Here is a 15,694-nt window from a genome sequence, read left to right as displayed (position 1 = left end):
GGCAGGCTAAGCTGCGGCCGGCCCACGTCATCGGAATGTGCGGCCGCTGCCGGGATCGATCCGATGCGCCGCTTTGCCATGAAGGCCCTGTTCTCCCTGCTGACCTTGCAGCGGGACGACGAGACACAGCTGCGCTGGGACCGGATCGTCCTGATCGGCTCGACCCTGGTGACGATCGGGCTGATCGCCCTATATGCCTATAGCAAGGCCGAGGGCCGCTGGTAGCCGGGCGCAAGACACGCGAGAACGAGTTCATGAGACGACGAATGGGGTCCGCCTGCCTGCTGCTGGCGTTCGCGTCGACCGCCAGCCATGCGCTGGACAGCGAGCAGAAGCGTGGAAAAGCGCTCTTGCAAAGCCTTTGCAGCCGATGCCATGCGGTAGGTCTCACAGGCGCCAGCCGGCACCCCGACGCGCCCCCGTTCAGGACCTTCGGTGACAGCAAGCTCTACGACGAGGATTTCGCCCAGCGGCTGCAGGCCGGCCTGTCGACCATTCACAAGGACATGCCGAGCTTCCAGTTCGATCGGCCCGAGGCAGAGGCCGCGGTCAATTACCTCAAGGCGATCCAGGTCCGCCCCAAACGGCGGTGACGCGCCGGCGCGCTCCGCTGGCGTGGAACGGGACTTGTACGGCCCGGTTGCCCGTTCCCGTTCATTGTCCGCGGCCCGGCTGCGATCGGAGCCCGCATGATGACGCCGACGACCACGGGTCTGCACGCCGACGGACTGCCGCTGCCGCAGCGTACCTGGGCGATCGTGACGATCGCCCTGGGCATCGTGCTGGCCGTGATCGACGGCGCCATCGCCAATGTGGCGCTGCCGACGATCGCCCGCGACCTCCATGCGAGTCCTGCTTTTTCGATCTGGATCGTCAACGGCTATCAGCTCGCGGTAACGATCTCGCTGCTGCCACTGGCCTCGCTCGGCGAGATCATCGGCTATCGGCGGGTCTATCTCGCCGGCCTCATGCTGTTCACGGCTGCCTCCGCCTTCTGTGCGCTGGCCGACAGCCTGCTACTGCTGACGCTCGCGCGCATCCTGCAGGGCTTCGGCGCCGCCGGCATCCTCAGCGTCAACTCGGCGCTGGTGCGTTTCACCTATCCGCACGCTCTGCTCGGCCGCGGCATCGGCATCAATGCGATGGTGGTCGCGGTCTCCGCCGCACTCGGTCCGACCATCGCCGCCGGCATCCTCGCCGTCGGTAGCTGGCCGTGGCTGTTCGCGATCAACGTGCCGCTCGGCATCGTCACCTTCGTCTTCGGCTTCCGCTTCCTGCCGCATACGCCGCGCGCGCCGCACATGTTCGATTGGCAGAGCGCGGCGCTGAGCGCGGTCGCCTTCGGCTTCCTGATCGCCGCCGTGGACAGCCTCGGCCATGGCGAGGCGCTGGTGACCTGCGCGATCGAGTTCGTCGTCGCCGTCACGGCCGGCGTGTGGCTGGTCTGGCGCCAGACCCACATGGCCTCGCCGCTGCTGCCGGTCGACCTGCTGCGCATTCCGGTGTTCGCCCTGTCGATCGCGACCTCGATCTCGTCGTTCTGCGGCCAGATGCTCGCCTTCGTCGCGATCCCCTTCTATCTCGAAAGCCATTTCGGCTATTCGCCGGTGCAGATGGGCCTGCTGATCACGCCGTGGCCGATCGCGGTCGGCCTGACGGCGCCGATTGCGGGGCGGCTGGTCGAGCGCGTGCCGGCCGGGCTGCTCGGTGGCATCGGTCTCGTGATCTTCGCATGCGGGCTCGGTGCGCTCGGCCTGCTGCCGCGCGAGCCGTCGGCATGGGATGTCGTCTGGCGCATGGCGCTGGCCGGCTGCGGCTTCGGCCTGTTCCAGACGCCGAACAACCGCACCATGATCGCCGCTGCGCCACGCGAGCGCGCCGGCGGCGCCAGCGGCATGCTCGGCACGGCGCGCCTGCTCGGCCAGACCACGGGCGCGGCCCTGGTCGCGATGTTTCTCGCGATCGACGCGACCGACGGCACGCGGCTGTCGCTCTTGACCGGGGTCGGTTTCGCGCTGGTCGGCGCGTTCCTGAGCATGCTGAGGCTGTCGCCGGCCGGCGCACGCGGCGCCGAGCGCGTCCGCGTCCAGGACGGCCAACGGCTGAAGGGGGAGTAACGGTCGATGAGCGAAGTGTTCATTCGAGGCGATGATTCAGAGAACCTGGAGACGTTCGCTCTCTACCTCTTCAGCCGCCTGAATGTGAGGTTCGTGGAAATTCGCGAGAGTTCGTTCTACGTGAACAATACCTACATCGTTGGTGAAGCACTGGGCATGATGGTCAAATTGTCGCTAGCCGACGATACGGAATTCAACGACTATCGATACTGGCTCACCTTCAGCGCTCCTAGCGGCCTGTCAGAAGGCGGCCACGGCAGTCTCGACGGTGTTGCTGAGTTGGTCGCAGGTGTGTTGGCATTGGAGGGCTTGGAGACGGCCCGTTCGCTCGGAGGCGGGCTGCGAATCGGTGAGCCGAAGAGGCTCTACAGGAGAGAGGTCCGAAGCGACGGCCCGGGCTACGTTTTGCGAACATCGGAAGCATAGCCCGTGCCGACGGTCGATTGGACGATGCTGGCCCTGCTCGCCCTCGCCGCCTTCGGCTCGGGCATCGTCAATGCGCTGGCCGGCGGCGGCGCGTTCCTGACCTTCCCGACGCTGCTCGCCGCCGGCATTCCCGCGATCGACGCCAACGCTTCCAGCACGGTCGCGCTCTGCCCCGGCCAGTTCGTCAGCGCTTGGGCCTCCCGTGAGATCTTGAACGACGCAAAGGCGCCCTGGCGTCACGACCTCGTGCGGCTGTCGATCATCAGCCTGCTCGGTGGCACGCTCGGTGCCGTGCTGCTCTTGGTTACACCGTCGGCCGCCTTCAGCCGGCTGGTGCCTTGGCTGTTGCTGTTCGCCACGAGCGTGTTTGCATTCGGCATGCGTTTTACGCCCAAGGATGGCGCTCGCTGGTTCGGGCCGCGGACCATCCAGGCGGTGCAGTTCGTGATCGCGATCTATGGCGGCTACTTCGGCGGCGGCATCGGCATCCTGATGCTGGCGGCCCTGGTGTTCTACGGCATGCGCGACATTCGCGCCATGAACGGCATGAAGGTGCTGCTCGCTGCGCTCATGAATATGACGGCCTCCGCCGTCTTTGCGTTCTCAGGCCGCGTGCATTGGCTGGAGACACTGACGATGATGGGCGCTGCCATGGCCGGCGGCTTCGTCGGCGCGCGGCTCGGCCAGATCATCCCGCCAGCCCACGTGCGCCGCTTCATCATTGCCGTCGGCTGCGGCCTGACGGTGTATTTCTTCGTCAAGCCGGCCTGAGCCGGACGTCGCATCAAAGAACCCCGCGTCAAACGAAAAAGGCCGGCGCGATGGCCGGCCTTTCGTAGTCATCTCGTCGCGTCAGGCTTACGCCTTGACCAGCGGTCCCTTCGGCGCCGGCCCCTTCGAGCCGCCGCCGGACTTCGGCTTGCGCTTGCGCGCGGCCGGAACTTCGGACTTCGGCGTGACCGGGCCCTCGACGAACTCGAAGCCGATCTTCTCCTCGACGCCGGATTCGTCCTTGACGAGGACGACACGGACGTGACCGCCGCCCTTCAGCTTGCCGAACAGCACCTCGTCGGCCAGCGGCTTCTTGATGTGCTCCTGGATCACACGGCCCATCGGCCGCGCGCCCATCTGCTCGTCATAGCCGTGCTGGATCAGCCAGGCCTTGGCCGGTTCCGACAGCTCGATCGTGACGTCGCGGTCGGCGAGCTGCGCCTCGAGCTGCAGCACGAACTTCTCGACGACCATTCCGATCACCTCGACGTTGAGGTGCGCGAACGAGACGATGGAGTCGAGCCGATTGCGGAATTCCGGCGCGAACTGCCTGTTGATCGCCTCGTGGTCGTCACCTTCCCGCTTCGAGCGATGGAAGCCGAACGCCTGCTTGGCCATGTCGGCCGCGCCTGCATTCGTGGTCATGATCAGGATCACGTTGCGGAAGTTGACCTGCTTGCCGTTGTGGTCGGTGAGCCGGCCGTGATCCATGATCTGCAAAAGCACATTGTACAGGTCCGGATGCGCCTTCTCGATCTCGTCCAGCAGCACCACGCAGTGCGGATGCTGGTCGACGCCATCGGTCAGGAGGCCGCCCTGGTCGAAGCCGACATAGCCAGGAGGCGCGCCGATCAGGCGCGACACCGTGTGCCGCTCCATGTACTCCGACATGTCGAAGCGCAGCAGCTCGACGCCCAGGGTCGAGGCGAGTTGCTTGGCGACCTCGGTCTTGCCGACGCCGGTCGGACCCGAGAACAGGTAGCAGCCGATCGGCTTCTCCGGCTCGCGCAGGCCGGCACGGGCCAGCTTGATCGAAGCCGACAGCGAATCGATCGCCTTGTCCTGGCCGAACACCACGCGCTTGAGGGTCTGCTCGAGATGCTTGAGCACCTCGGCATCGTCCTTCGACACGCTCTTCGGCGGAATCCGCGCCATCGTGGCGATCGTGGTCTCGATCTCCTTGATGCCGATCGTCTTCTTGCGCTTGTTCTCGGCCAGCAGCATCTGCGCCGCGCCGGATTCGTCGATCACGTCGATCGCCTTGTCCGGCAGCTTGCGGTCATGGATGTAGCGCGACGACAACTGCACCGCGGCCTCGATGGCCTCGTTGGTGTATTTCAGCCGGTGATAGTCCTCGAAGTACGGCTTCAGTCCCTTCAGGATCGCGATCGCATCCTCGACCGACGGCTCGTTGACGTCGATCTTCTGGAACCGGCGCACCAGCGCGCGGTCCTTCTCGAAGTGCTGGCGATACTCCTTGTAGGTCGTCGAGCCCATGCAGCGGATCGAGCCCGAGGCCAGCGCCGGCTTGAGCAGGTTGGACGCATCCATCGCGCCGCCCGACGTCGCACCGGCACCGATCACGGTGTGGATCTCGTCGATGAACAGGATCGCGTTCGGATGCGCCTCGAGTTCCTTGAGCACCTGCTTCAGGCGCTCCTCGAAGTCGCCGCGATAGCGCGTGCCCGCGAGCAAGGTGCCCATGTCGAGCGAGAACACGGTCGCGGCCGACAGCACCTCCGGAACCTCGCTGTCGACGATGCGCTTGGCGAGGCCCTCGGCGATCGCCGTCTTGCCGACGCCGGCTTCGCCGACGAACAGCGGGTTGTTCTTCTGGCGCCGGCACAGCACCTGGATGGCGCGGTTGATCTCGGAGTTTCGGCCGATCACCGGATCGATCTTGCCGTCACGCGCCTTCTTGTTGAGATTGACGCAATAGGTTTCCAGCGCCTCGCCCTTTTTCTTGGAGTCCTCGTTGCCCTTGGCTTCGGTCTCCTCGTCGACGCCGCGAACGGGGCGCGCTTCGGAGACACCAGGGCGCTTGGCGATGCCGTGGCTGATGTAGTTCACGGCATCGTAACGCGTCATGTCCTGCTCCTGCAGGAAGTACGCGGCGTGGCTCTCACGCTCGGCGAAGATTGCGATCAGCACGTTGGCGCCGGTGACCTCTTCGCGGCCCGACGACTGAACGTGGATCACGGCGCGCTGGATCACGCGCTGGAAACCTGCGGTCGGCTTGGCGTCGTCGCTGCCGTCCGTGACCAGATTTTCGAATTCGGTTTCGAGGTAGTTCACGAGACTGCCGCGCAGCTTGTCGAGGTCGACGCTGCATGCGCGCATCACGGCCGCTGCATCGGAGTCATCGATCAAGGACAGAAGGAGGTGTTCCAGTGTCGCGTATTGATGATGACGCTCGTTGGCGATCGCCAGCGCACGATGCAGGGATTGTTCAAGGCTTTGAGAAAAAGTCGGCATGCGCGTCCTCTGTGGCCCCTTGCCATCATGATCGCCGCCGCCCGGTCAGGCAACAACAACCTTCGTCAAATATAGTTATAACCGAGTGCGACAAAAGACCGGCCGAGCCGCTCGATTACGGGTTCACCGGATCGTCAATGCAAAACCCGTTCCGATTGCGGCAAATCCGGCTGCGACAACCGAACGGCGCGCGCCGCCGAGCGGGGAGAGATAAGGACCAGAGCGGCCGTAATTCTTCGGACGAGAAGTGAAACCTGCCCGGATTGCGCTGACCTCGTCTGCGGCAATTTGCGGCTTTCGATGACCCTTCGTCCGATGCCGATTCGCGGTGATCAATCGGGCAGCGCCCCAGCCCCCGCCCCTGGCTCGCAGATGCGCGCGTCGGCGGCTCCCTTCGCGGAGGGAGCCGGCTATTTCTTCTCCATCACACACTGCAACGGGTGCTGGTGCTTGCGGGCGAAGTCCATCACCTGCGTCACCTTGGTCTCGGCGATCTCGTAGGTGAAGACGCCGCACTCCCCGATGCCGTGATGATGCACGTGGAGCATGATCTTGGTCGCGGCCTCGACGTCCTTGTTGAAGAACTTCTCCAGGACGTGAACGACGAACTCCATCGGCGTGTAATCGTCGTTCAGGATCAGGACGCGGTAGAGGTTGGGGCGCTTGGTCTTCGGCTTGACCTTGGTGATCACGGACGTGACCGGGCCACCGGTGCCACCGGACTTGTTGTCGTTATTGCTCATCCTGGGCGCGGATCGGTTCAATCTGGAAGTTGGCTGCGACATCTTGCACGCGTTAGATATGGCTGCGAGGCTCCCAATAAAGAGTTTCCCTCGGCGGGTTGCTCTCAATAAGGGGTGCCCCCCGACCTGTCCCCTGCCGGGCCGCTTTCCGCCACCCGGTCCTGCTTTCCAGATCGCCTGTCCCAGCCGACCGGTCCGGTCGGACCGACACCGGGAATATGGGTCAGCGCCCGGTTTGCCGCAAGCGCAGGCCCGGGACGGACCGACGCTCCGGCAGGACCGATTCCCTGCCCCGGCGATGAGGCGCAAGGTTAATCAAACCGGTCGCATTTTACAAAGCCCATTCAGCGGGCATTGACAGGGAACCAGCCCGGTTGCGGGCGCGGCGCCACGCTGCGGGCATTGGCCCGGTGTTTCGCGGTTTCGATTTACCCGTCCTTGACGAAGCCGAACCGAAAACACCTGCAGAAAACCATAATTGGTGAGCGACATGACCGATGTCTCCTTCATTCGACTCTGCCGCCGCGCCGTCCGACGGTTCGCCTGCGACCGCGGTGGCAATATCTCCATGCTGTTCGCCATCGCGCTCGTCCCCATCCTGGCCTTCGTCGGGGCAGGCGTCGACTACAGCCGGCTGAATGCCGCGCGGTCGTCGATGCAGGCGGCGCTCGACTCCACCTCGCTGATGCTGTCGCGCGACCTGGCGCAGGGCACGATCAGCGCAGCCGACATCGGAACCAAGGCAAGCGCCTATTTCAAGGCGCTCTACACCAGCACGGACGCACAGAACGTCACCGTCACGGCCAGCTATACCGCCTCGACCAGCTCGTCGGCCTCCAACATCCAATTGTCGGCCAACGGTCAGATCGTCACCCAGTTCATGAAGATTGCCGGCTTTCCGACCATGGACTTCGGCGCCAAAACGACATCGACCTGGGGCGACGTGAAGATGCGGGTGGCGCTCGCGCTCGACAATACCGGCTCGATGGCATCCAGCGGCAAGATGTCCGCGCTGCAGAACGCCGTGGCCGGCAGCGGCGGGCTGATCGACCAGCTCAGCGCGCTGGCCAAGACCCCGGGCGACGTCTACATCTCGGTCGTTCCATTCGCCAAGGTCGTGAACGTCGGCGCCAGCAATTACGCCAAGGACTGGATCGACTGGACCGACTGGCAGAATCCGCCCACGATCCAGCCTGCCAATGGCTCCTATCAGGCCGCAATCCCGAACGGCAGCTACACGCAATCGCAATGGGACATGGTGGGACCGGGATCCTCCTGTCCGTTCAAGTCCGGCAACGGCTTTCCCTACTTCTCCTGCACCAGCGACCCGGCGACCGGGAGTTCGAGCGCCTCGCGGATACCGACGAGTGGGAGCTACACGGGCTACATCTGCCCGGGCTACGATTCCGCCTCGCACAGCTATTACAACGGCTGCTGGAACAGCGTTCAGACCAGCACGCGGGTGAACTGGTGCACCGGCAGCTATTGCAGTTGCCCGACCAGCGGCAGCAATCTTCCGAACAACACGTGTAGTTGCACGGGAAGCGGATCCAGCACGGTGTGCAAGGTCAACACCTTCACCCACACCTGGGTCGCCAACACCAAAAGCACCTGGACCGGATGCGTCGCCGACCGCACCCAGCCGAACGACGCAAATGCCGTGTCACCGGCGACCTCCGACGTGACGACGCTGTTCCCGGCCAACCAGCACATGGAGAACAACATCCAGTACTGCAGCAGCACGGCCTCCACGAAACTCGCGGAAATCGTGCCGCTCAGCTACAACTGGAGCTCGCTGAAGAGCGCCGTCAACGCCATGCAGCCGACCGGCGGCACCAACCAGGCGATCGGACTTGCCTGGGCCGTGCAGTCGCTGATTCCGAACGGCGTGCTGGGCGCGCCGGCGGAGGACGTCAACACCACCTATAACCGTGTCATCATCCTGCTGTCGGACGGCCTGAACACCGAGGACCGCTGGCCCGAATACGGCAACGGCTCGTCGCAAGCCTCGGGCAACCCGATCGACGCGCGCCAGGCCCTGCTCTGCTCGAACCTGAAGAACACCAAGGATTCGAAGGGCAACGCGATGTACACGATCTACACGATCCAGGTGAACACGAGCTCGCCCGCCGATCCGACCTCGGCCGTGCTGCAGAACTGCGCCAGCAGTCCCGACAAGTTCTACATGCTGACGAGCTCGAGCCAGATCGTGACCACGTTCAACTCGATCGGCACCGCATTGTCGAAGCTGCGGGTCGCCAAATAACAGAAGCGCCGGGCACCGACAGCGCTCCACCTTCAGCCAACAAAAAAGCCCGGCGCAAGCCGGGCTTTGTGCTCCCTGCAGGCGCGAACGGTCAGTGCGCGGCCGGCGGGGTGAACTTGGCGGCGATGCCTTCCAGCGGCTTGAACGCCTGCTTGGCGAGATCCGAATACAGCCCGGCGATCTTCTGCGAATCGGCGACGAAGGTCTCGTAGGCCGACTTGGCGAACTCGGTCTGCACCTCGAGCACCTTGTCGAGCGACTTCACGCCCTGGAGCTTCTCGACGAACGACTTGGTGTCCTCGAACGACTTCTTGGTGTAGTCGCCATACGCGGTGGCGATGGCCTGAAGGCCGTTCTGCACGGTGGTCGCGGAGTTCACGACGGTCTCGAACTGCTCTTTGCCGTAGTTCTGAAAGTCTTCAACCTTAAACATGTGGCATTCCTTTCCCTGATTTTGAGCGCCCTCAGGGAAGCCCCGGCTCCCTGACGCATTCATAATATAGTGCAGCGCACAAAAAAATCAAGAATCTTGTGCAATGCACCATCTCGGGCATTGCGGTCTCGACGCACCGTCGGACGCCCCAAGCCGGGGCAGTTCGGCAGAAATACCAGCCATCGCCGCAAGGTTTCTTTAATCCTTTGGCAACTCGACCGTCCTAACCTCTCCGGTGGTCCCGGCCAGCGTCGGCCGAACCGTAAAGCTGTTCTAAAACAGCGTCTTAACAAAACCTCAGTTCGAGGCCTTCGATGCTTGGCAGCGTCACGGCGCGATCGGGAGGTCCGACAGGCACGGTTACGGGGGCGTTCGGCACAATTTCGCCTTACGAGCCGGTGATCACGTCAGAAATTGGACGGGGATTTCATGCTTCGCAAAAAAATGGCTTCCTCGCGCCTGTTGCGAGTTGGCGTCTACGGACTGATCACCCTCGCGACGGCAGCAGTGGTCACGGTCGACAGCGCGGAGGCGCGTCGGCGCCATCGGCAGCATCACGCGCGTCACTCCCCCCATAATGACGAGGGCAGCTACAGCCCGGCGTTCGCGTCGATCGTCGTCGACGGCAATTCCGGCGCGACGCTGACGGCGACCAATCCCGACGCCTTGCGGCACCCCGCCTCGCTCACCAAGATCATGACGCTCTATTTGCTGTTCGAGCGGCTCGATTCCGGCAAGATGAAGCTCGATACCGAGATGCCGGTGTCCGAGCACGCCTCCGAGCAGTCGCCGACCAAGCTCGGCTTGCGCCCCGGCCAGAGCATCCGCGTCGAGGACGCGATCAAGGGCCTCGTGACGCGCTCGGCCAACGACGCCGCCGTGGTCATCGCAGAAGCGATCGGCGGCGACGAGGACGAGTTCGCCAAGATGATGACGCGCAAGGCGCGCTCGCTCGGCATGAGCCGCACCACCTATGTGAACGCCTCCGGCCTCCCCGCCGACGCGCAGATCACGACGGCGCGTGACCAGTCGATCCTCGGCCGCGCGATCCAGGACCGCTTCCCGCGGTACTACCGCTACTTCTCGACGGTGGTGTTCAATTATCGCGGCCAGTCGATCCGCAACCACAATCATCTGCTCGGCAATGTCGAGGGCATCGACGGCATCAAGACCGGCTACACCCGCGCCTCCGGCTTCAATATCGTGACCTCGCTGCGCCGCGGCAACCGCCATCTGATCGGCGTCGTACTCGGCGGCCGCAGCGGCGGCTCGCGTGACGCCATCATGCGCAACCTGCTCGCCGAAAATCTCGACAAGGGCGCGACCCGGCGCACCGTGGCGGCGATCGGCGAGCGCGGCGGCTCCGACAGCGGCGATGCCGATCAGGGCACGATGCAGCTCGCCTCGGCGGCGCCGGAGACGCCGGCCCCGAGCCGCGCCTCCAAGATCATCTCAACCCTCTCGGAAGCCACCGCGGCCCTGCCGCCGGCGGCACCGAGAGAGGCCAAGGTCGAGCCGGCGCCGATGACCTCCGGCGTGATCCAGAGCCAGCCGATGTCGATCGTTCCCGGCTCGACCGAGCCGATGAAGCCGGTCAAGGTCAGGACGGTCCAGGTCAAGGCCGGCGCGGTCAAGCTCGCGACCGCCGCGCCGCAGCCGGCCGCCCCTGCTCCCGCACCCTTCGCTCAGCGTGTCGAGGCCATCGAGCCGGCGCCGCCGATCGCCCGTACCGAGGCCGCCCGTCCCGACATGCCGCCGCAGCCGCCGGGCCATGGCACCGGCAACGGCATTCTCGGCGTGCTGCCCGCCTCCAGCCTGCCGGCAGGCTCGTCGCAGGCCATGGCCTATGCGGCGCCTCCGGCCCAGCCGGCGCCGACGCAGATCGCCTCCGCGAGCGCTGCGCCGGAGCTTCCGAGCAAGCCTTCCGTCACGCGCAGCGGCTGGATCATCCAGGTCGGAGCGCTGGACAACGAGGCCGAGGCCCAGAAGCGGATCGAGGCGGCCCGCAGCTCGGCACAAGGTCTCCTCAGCAAGGCCGATCCCTTCACCGAGACGGTCGCGAAGGGCGACAAGAAGCTGATCCGCGCCCGCTTCGCCGGGCTCGATCGTGATCAGGCCGAGGCCGTCTGCAAGAAGCTGAAGCGCGCCGACATCTCCTGCATGACCGTGCACAACTAACGCCGGCACTGATCCTGTTCCGATGAGGCCCGCGCGACACAGCGCGGGCCTTTTCGTTTGCGGACCACGCGATCGACGGCGGGACGCACGGGTGCAAACCACTCGTCAAGGATTTCCCGCTAGAACTTTTTCACCATGACGAACGATCGTGCCTGGCAAGGGCGAGAGCCGCCGGTGTCGACAAAGTTGCGTTGAAAGCGGGTTCGGTGTTGTGGCGTTGGTGGCGTTGCCGGAGTTAGCCGTGATGCGTACGAAGCAGAGTATCCTTGGCCTCGTTCACCCGGGCGGCGAGGTACGTCGACCCCCCTTGGTCGGGATGCAGTTTCTTCATGAGCGCGCGGTGGGCACGCCCGATCTCGTCTCGCCCCGCGCCCGGCTGCAGGCCAAGGATCTGATAGGCCTCCTCTTCCGTCATTTTGGAGCTCGACGCCGCGCGGCCCTGCCGCCCTGCCGCATCGCCCTGCGCGTGCTGACGCCAAGCGGGAAACCGGCGGTCCAGATAAGTTTCAAGTAGAGCGACGCTGTCGGCATCGAGGCTCGGCGTCATCGCGGCGAGCTGCGCCAGATCGAACTCGTCCAGCGACCGGCCGGCATGGGCGCCGGCGACAAAGCGGCCCTGCATCTGCCCGCTGTCATGATCGAGCACCATCTCGATGAATTGCGAGCGCACCCGCGAGCTCTGACCCGACGAGCGCTGCCCACCCAGCCCGAACATGCTGCCGACATTGCCGAGACCACCGGGTGACCAGCCGAGCAGCCCCGCCCCGAACAACCCGATCGGGATCGCCACCACCAGCTCGCCGCGGAGGCCGGTGAAGGCTGCCACCGCAAGGCAGCCGATACCGCCGGCAACCTTGATCGCGCGCGCCAGCGCCGCCGGATTCGCGTTCCGGAACATCTGCAGCAACAGATAAAGGGTGATGACGGCGACGGCGCCAGCGATCAGTGTCATGGCCCGAATATAGGGCGTGCCGGGACAAAAAGCATGATCGGCTGCGTCCGCGACCGGCAGGCTCGAGCCGCTGCGCCGGGCTTGACGTTGGCGGCCGCCGAAATCGATCTCTACTTCATCTGCCCGATCAGGCGTGCCGCGCCCGCTTCGGAGCCGGCCAGCCGGAGCAGCGCCGCCCGGCCACCCGCCGCGTAGGCCGCGGCGGCACGCAGAAGGTCGCGCAACTGCGCGGATGCGCCGGGATCGAAACGGCACCATGCTCCCCCCGACAGCCGCGCCATCTCGCGAAACGCCTGCTCGGCCGCGGGCTCATTGCCCTCCTGGAACATGAACAGCGGAACCTTCAGCAGCCCGAGCTCGCCGGCCTTTGCGCAGAGCACGTCGACATCCTCCTCCATCGCGTCGCCAACGAACACGACGGCGCGGATTCCGGATGCTGTCGCATGGCGCCGCGCCTCGGCAAGAACCTTGCCGATCTGGGTCTGGCCGCCGCGGCAATCGATCTTGCCCATCAGCCGGGCGAGCTCAGCGCTGTCGGATATCCAGCCAGTGGCGCGGCATTCATCGAAGCCACGATAGTACACCAACCGGATATCGAGGCTGCCGAGTGCGGCGGCCTCGCGAAACATGTCGGCCTGCAGGGCACAGGCCATGTCCCAGGTTGGCTGGCGGCTCAGGGTCGCATCAAGCGCAAAGACGAGACGGCCTCTGGTTCCCTGAGCGGCAGGAGCCATGGCCTTGGCCTGCGCAACGAACGCCGCAACGGCGTCTGCCGTGGAACGCTCATTGTCGGGCAACCGCTGCTGGCGCGATCCCTCTTCGGCCGAGGTCAACGGGGCAGAACCGGGCTTCGAACGATCATCGACCATGCACGCACCTTGCTCGGACGCGCATCATGTGGGCAGGCGGACGGACGGCTTCAACGACGACAACGCATCTGCCCGTCGTGGCAGGCAAGCATCAGGCGAGGCTGCCGCACTCCCCGGCTTGCGCGCTCAATGCGTCAGCGGCTTGGCCGGCGTCGCGGTCTTGCCAACCGGCGCATAAGGCGCGACGGGACCCGGATCGAGCAACGGGGTCTTGGTCTCGACCGGCCCGATGTCGCTGGTGCTGTCGCTATCGGCGAGGAACTTGTCCAGCATGGCCTGGATCGACGACTTGGCGTCGTCAGGTCCGGTGTCGCGCATGTCGTTGTGCTGGAAGTCCGTCTTGACGACGGTGATGCCTTCCTTCTCGCAGATGTCGTCGCTCGGGATCACGCCGGGATCGGTCTTGAATTGCGGGTCCTTCGAGCGGAACGACAGGATCTTGAACTTGCCGTCGGTGACGAACGGGACGCGGAGGTTGTCGAGCGTGACGACCTTCCGGACGTCTTCGGGATACTGCTTGGCGAAATACATCGAGATGTCGCCGCCCATCGAATGACCAACCATCGTCAGATGATCATAGTCGGCATTCGGCTGCACCTGGTGCATCTGCTCGACGGCGAACCGGATGTTGGCGACACCGCGCTGGATCTGCGGCAGCCGGCCGACATAGGGCTCGCCGACCTTCGTCACCATCGGCGCATCGGTCGGCAGGTCGTGCTGGATGCTGACCGCCATGTAGCCGCGCGCAGCAAATACGTTGGCCAGGAACGAGTACTCGGTGAACTTGACGGTGTTGCCGTGATTGAGGATCGCGACCGGCAGCTTGATCATGCCGGCTTCGGCCTGCATCTCCTTGTCGCGCCGGACGGCCACGGCGACCTCGACCAGCCGGTTGTCGCGCGAGGCGTCATAGAACCTGATGGTCTCGTGCCGGATAGCCCACTTGCTCGCGGTGAAGTAGCCGACCGCCGCCAGCACGCTGACAGACACAAGAACGGTTATTCCACGCTTCATGTTCGTCCCTCGGGAGCACAATCAAAGGTAGTTTTGAACCTGTAAGACTCTCGCGACCCGTTCTGTTTAATATATGTAACGGCGCTGTGACAGGAAGACCAAATGTTGTGTATCCGTCGCCCGTTCGTTGTGCGCCGCACCTAGTTGCTGTGCAGCATAGCTGGGTTCCGCCGCCCGTCTCTTGCGACTTGAGCCCTGAACGTCAGGTTCAAATCAGTCATGAATTTGACGGTAATCTAGCGAAATTGGCGGCTGCGGCGTTGACCTGAGACAAATCTTCCTCCGTCCGCCCCCAAACAGGCCGGGCGCGCCGTTACCCGCCACCGCTGTCCGCAGATTGTTTAACCAAGCCGGGCGCACGTTCAACGCGCACAATGTCTCAGGCGAGGTCTCGCCCGAATGCGGACGGTATTCAGGCGCTGATGATGTCGTGCAGGTCGAGTGGCTTGTCGACCTGGGCGAACCATTCGGCGCGGTTCGCGGCGCGGCGGCGGCCGCGCTCGTCCAGCGGCAGCTTGAGCTGGCGCAGCAGGCTGGTGACCTCCTCCCGGGCCGTGACGTGGCCGAGATTGGGGCGGGTGCCCAGGGTCGCCTCGTCGATGTCGTCGAGCGCGGTCAGTCCGCGCGGGAAGAACTCACGGTAGACGACGCGTTCGGCAAAGCCGTCGATGGCGCGAAAGCCGAGCCGCAGCGACAGGTCCTTGAGGCCGTCGGCGACCAGTTGCTTGTTGCGGGAGCCGAGCATCGACAGCCGGTTGCGGACCACGATCCAGTCGGTCATCGCACCGTCCACCTGGCGGCGCTTGCGCCGGACGTCACGCACCATCTCCGCATAGTGGCTCTCGCCGGTCACGGCATAGGTCGCGGGATCGACCGTTCCCAGCACGTCGAAGTCGAGGAAGCTGTCGTTGATCGGCGTGACCAGCGTATCCGCCATCGAATGCGCCAGGCGCATCAGGTAGCTGTCGTTGCCGGGCGTATCGATGACGATGAAATCGAACGAGCGTTCGACGGCGCTCACGGCCTCCATGAACTGCTGGAACTCGGTGTTCTCGTTCTCGTCGATCTGCAACGTCCGGCCGAGCTGGATGCAGTAGTGCGTCGGCAGTTCGAGGCGCAGGCCGGTGCGGCGCGCCCAGGCGCTCCGGTTGTTGATGTAATGGGTGAAGCTCTGCTGGCGGCAATCGAGATCGATCGTGGCGACACGCTGGCCGGCCTTCAGGAGTGCCACGGCAATGTGCAGGGCGGTGGTCGACTTGCCCGACCCGCCCTTCTCGTTTCCAAGCACAACCACGTGGGCCGAGCCCGATTGTCCTTGGCTAGTTTGCACCAGCATGTTGTCGACCTCTTACGATCATCTTCGAGTCACGGTCGTCTGCGGTCAAGTGAAATGCATCGTCATCGTGAATCCCACGGGGGACGCATCCTCCGCTACTACTTGACGCGCGCG

The 15,694-nt window shown here is 64.7% G+C and carries 14 protein-coding genes; 7 read left to right on the top strand and 7 right to left on the bottom strand.

The features are described from left to right. Nucleotides 1-63: 63 nt before the first annotated feature. From ACQR13_RS30240 to ACQR13_RS30220, 5 genes are all read left to right on the top strand, one after another. The gene (locus tag ACQR13_RS30240) at nt 64-225 is read left to right on the top strand and encodes a hypothetical protein (protein WP_315718376.1); all 162 of its coding nucleotides are present in this window, start codon (nt 64-66) and stop codon (nt 223-225) included. Between the two features lie 41 nt (nt 226-266). Continuing rightward, nucleotides 267-593 (top strand): c-type cytochrome, encoded by a 327-nt coding sequence (locus ACQR13_RS30235; RefSeq protein ID WP_315718375.1) that lies wholly within the window; start codon nt 267-269, stop codon nt 591-593. Between the two features lie 99 nt (nt 594-692). Next, nucleotides 693-2,117: an MFS transporter gene (locus ACQR13_RS30230; RefSeq protein WP_434863524.1), complete on the top strand. Its 1,425-nt coding sequence runs from the start codon at nt 693-695 to the stop codon at nt 2,115-2,117. Between the two features lie 6 nt (nt 2,118-2,123). Next, on the top strand, nt 2,124-2,543 hold the full coding sequence (locus ACQR13_RS30225; RefSeq protein ID WP_434863506.1) for a hypothetical protein: 420 nt from the start codon (nt 2,124-2,126) through the stop codon (nt 2,541-2,543). Nucleotides 2,544-2,567: 24 nt separating this feature from the next. Beyond that, nucleotides 2,568-3,314 (top strand): sulfite exporter TauE/SafE family protein, encoded by a 747-nt coding sequence (locus ACQR13_RS30220; protein ID WP_434863523.1) that lies wholly within the window; start codon nt 2,568-2,570, stop codon nt 3,312-3,314. An 87-nt stretch (nt 3,315-3,401) separates the two neighbouring features. On the opposite strand, the gene clpA is transcribed toward ACQR13_RS30220, so the two are convergent. Continuing rightward, a complete protein-coding gene (gene clpA / locus ACQR13_RS30215; RefSeq protein WP_315718374.1) occupies nt 3,402-5,789 on the bottom strand; it encodes an ATP-dependent Clp protease ATP-binding subunit ClpA in 2,388 nt (795 codons plus the stop codon). Nucleotides 5,790-6,199: 410 nt separating this feature from the next. Continuing rightward, nucleotides 6,200-6,532 carry an ATP-dependent Clp protease adapter ClpS gene (clpS, locus tag ACQR13_RS30210; RefSeq protein ID WP_008960690.1) on the bottom strand — a complete coding sequence of 111 codons (333 nt, stop codon included), beginning with the start codon at nt 6,530-6,532 and terminating at the stop codon, nt 6,200-6,202. Nucleotides 6,533-7,022: 490 nt separating this feature from the next. On the opposite strand from clpS, the gene ACQR13_RS30205 reads away from it, so the two are divergent. Then, nucleotides 7,023-8,798 carry a TadE/TadG family type IV pilus assembly protein gene (locus ACQR13_RS30205; RefSeq protein WP_315718373.1) on the top strand — a complete coding sequence of 592 codons (1,776 nt, stop codon included), beginning with the start codon at nt 7,023-7,025 and terminating at the stop codon, nt 8,796-8,798. A gap of 91 nt (nt 8,799-8,889) precedes the next feature. Here ACQR13_RS30205 and ACQR13_RS30200 read toward each other — a convergent pair whose 3' ends face one another. Continuing rightward, on the bottom strand, nt 8,890-9,231 hold the full coding sequence (locus ACQR13_RS30200; RefSeq protein WP_315718372.1) for a phasin family protein: 342 nt from the start codon (nt 9,229-9,231) through the stop codon (nt 8,890-8,892). Nucleotides 9,232-9,660: 429 nt separating this feature from the next. On the opposite strand from ACQR13_RS30200, the gene ACQR13_RS30195 reads away from it, so the two are divergent. Continuing rightward, on the top strand, nt 9,661-11,409 hold the full coding sequence (locus ACQR13_RS30195) for a D-alanyl-D-alanine carboxypeptidase (protein ID WP_316165105.1): 1,749 nt from the start codon (nt 9,661-9,663) through the stop codon (nt 11,407-11,409). Nucleotides 11,410-11,644: 235 nt separating this feature from the next. Here ACQR13_RS30195 and ACQR13_RS30190 read toward each other — a convergent pair whose 3' ends face one another. From ACQR13_RS30190 to ACQR13_RS30175, 4 genes are all read right to left on the bottom strand, one after another. Then, nucleotides 11,645-12,361, bottom strand: a complete 717-nt coding sequence (locus ACQR13_RS30190; RefSeq protein WP_315718401.1) for a DnaJ domain-containing protein — start codon at nt 12,359-12,361, stop codon at nt 11,645-11,647. Between the two features lie 110 nt (nt 12,362-12,471). Further along, complete coding sequence (locus ACQR13_RS30185; RefSeq protein ID WP_434863505.1) at nt 12,472-13,230, bottom strand: VWA domain-containing protein; 759 nt, start codon at nt 13,228-13,230, stop codon at nt 12,472-12,474. A 126-nt stretch (nt 13,231-13,356) separates the two neighbouring features. Beyond that, complete coding sequence (locus tag ACQR13_RS30180; protein WP_315718369.1) at nt 13,357-14,244, bottom strand: alpha/beta fold hydrolase; 888 nt, start codon at nt 14,242-14,244, stop codon at nt 13,357-13,359. A 412-nt stretch (nt 14,245-14,656) separates the two neighbouring features. Continuing rightward, entirely contained in the window at nt 14,657-15,580 is a 924-nt protein-coding gene (locus tag ACQR13_RS30175) for a division plane positioning ATPase MipZ (protein WP_315718368.1), read from the bottom strand. Nucleotides 15,581-15,694: the final 114 nt, after the last annotated feature.

Source organism: Bradyrhizobium sp. HKCCYLRH3059 (genome assembly GCF_051168035.1).
In the GTDB taxonomy this organism is placed as follows: Bacteria; Pseudomonadota; Alphaproteobacteria; order Rhizobiales; family Xanthobacteraceae; genus Bradyrhizobium.
The sequence above is the reverse complement of the archived record's forward strand: the minus strand, read 5'-3'. Positions and strand labels throughout refer to the sequence as shown.